At 63.3% G+C, this 2,073-nt stretch carries 2 protein-coding genes and 1 pseudogene; all 3 read right to left on the bottom strand.

Annotated features, from left to right (window positions below; all coding sequences use genetic code 11):
* Positions 1–222: 222 nt before the first annotated feature.
* Positions 223–843, bottom strand: coding sequence for a (d)CMP kinase (locus WBB85_RS09770; protein ID WP_432638432.1), 621 nt, complete (start codon positions 841–843; stop codon positions 223–225).
* Positions 840–1,238, bottom strand: coding sequence for a hypothetical protein (locus WBB85_RS09765; RefSeq protein ID WP_432638431.1), 399 nt, complete (start codon positions 1,236–1,238; stop codon positions 840–842). Before WBB85_RS09765 ends, WBB85_RS09770 begins: the two co-directional genes overlap by 4 nt.
* Positions 1,235–2,073: pseudogene (locus WBB85_RS09760) on the bottom strand (3-phosphoshikimate 1-carboxyvinyltransferase); the annotation flags it as partial. The pseudogene WBB85_RS09760 and the gene WBB85_RS09765, both read right to left, overlap by 4 nt.

Genomic DNA, 2,073 nt, shown 5'->3' with positions numbered 1-2,073 from the left:
TTCGATCGCGATGACCTTGCCTTTGACGACAGACCCTTCGTCGGGCGTGTCAATCTCGAAGCTTTCCTGCAGCAGGGCTTCGAATTCTTCCATAGTTGCTTTAGCGCACATGCGTGTTCAGTTCCTTTTCATACGTTTATACGGGCCATGCGGTTGTCTCCGCAGGTCTTTGGGTTGGTGTCTTGGTGCTCGCAAACCCCGTAAAACAATCAGGGCCGGTGATTAACGCCGACCCTGCTCAAGTTTTTGTTTCACGGCTCTGACGGCCTCTTCAACGGCGGCTTCTATAGACAGGTTCGTCGTGTCTAGCAAGAGCGCATCGGGCGCTGGCTTCATCGGGGCCGTATCACGCCCGGCGTCGCGGGCGTCGCGGGCCCTCAGGTCGTCCAGAACTTCTGCGGGTGAGGTCGCGGCGCCCTTGGCGCTGAGTTCCAGATAGCGCCGCGCCGCGCGCACTTCATCGCTTGCCGTGACATAAAGCTTCACCTCGGCATCCGGGCAGATCACAGTGCCGATGTCGCGTCCGTCCAGCACCGCGCCGCCCTCGCGCCTCGCGAAAGCGCGCTGGAACGCGATGAGCGCTGCCCGCACTTCGGGAACCGCAGCCACACGACTTGCGGCCTGCGCAACCTCGGCAGTCCGCAGGTCATCGCGGTCGAGATCCTCTGGCCTCAACTCCTGCGCCGCTTCAACCGGCTCCTCCCCCGCCAGAACCCGCCGCCCCGTGGCGCGGTACAGCAGGCCCGTGTCGAGATGCGCAAAACCGAAATGCGTCGCCACTGCCTTGGAAATGGTGCCCTTGCCAGCAGCGGCCGGGCCATCGATGGCGACGGTAAAGATCATTGCCGGAAATAGAGCTGGAAGGTTTTGTGCCAACCGCCCTGCCCGTTCGCCGTTTCCTGCAGCACGCTCATCAACCGGCCATCTGTGGAAACCCTGCGCATAGTCCGCGCGATCACGGCGCCGCCCGCGGTGGCGCTGCCCGATAGGGTCCGGTCGTCCTCGTGCAGAACGCTAGCCTCGTCCACGCCCGGATGTGGCGCCGTCACCGGGGTGCCGTCGGCATGGCCGATGTAGCTGGCCGACATGGCCTGCGCGTCCTTGACCCAGTCGATGGTGAAATGCAGCACGCCGTCGCGATCCTCAATCCGGTAGCTGCCGCCTTCCGGCGGACCGCCCGCGTCGTAATGCGACAGTTCCGGTACCAGCCGCCATGTCCCGAGATAAGCCGCGCTCACCTGTTCCCCCGAACCAGCTGCGCGCCCAGCCGCATCATCAACGGCTCGAACACCGGAAAGGACGTTGAAACAGGCCCGGCATCGTCGATGCAGACCGGCTTGTTTGCGGCCATGCCAAGCACAAGAAAACTCATCGCTATGCGGTGGTCGAGATGCGTCGCGCAGGTGCCCCCGCCCGGCACGCCACCCGGCCCCATCCCGTGCACGATCAGCGTGTCTTCGTCCTCTTCGATCTTCACACCGTTGGCCTCGAGCCCGCGCGCCATTGCATCGATCCGGTCGCTTTCCTTGACCCGCAGTTCCTTTACGCCCTTCATCACGGTCTTGCCCTCGGCAAAGGCGGCAACCACCGACAGAACCGGATATTCATCGATCATGCTCGCCGCGCGTTCCGGCGGAACCTCGACGCCTTTGAGGGTGGAAAACTTCACACGCAAATCAGCGACCGGTTCCCCCCCTTCCTCTCGCGGGTTTTCAAAGGCGATATCGGCGCCCATCTCAACCAGCGTTATATAGATACCGTTGCGGGTCAGGTTCTGGCTGACACCGGGCACCGTGATCTCTGACCCTTCGACGATCAGCGCAGCACAGACAGGAAAAGCGGCAGAGGAAGGATCGCGCGGCACCGCAACGCTTTGCGGGCGCAACTCGGGCTGGCCGGTCAGCGTAATGACACGGCCTCTGCAGTTTCCTCGACGCTCAGTTCTGCCCCGAAACCGGCCAACATGCGCTCGGTGTGATCGCGGGTCGCTTCCTTTTCGATGACCACCGTCTGGCCCGGCGCATTCAGCCCGGCCAGCAGCACGGCGGATTTCACCTGCGCCGAGGGCATCGG

Source organism: Albidovulum sp., assembly GCF_049646345.1.
Lineage (GTDB): Bacteria > Pseudomonadota > Alphaproteobacteria > Rhodobacterales > Rhodobacteraceae > Albidovulum.
This window is presented reverse-complemented; position numbering and strand designations above follow the sequence as displayed.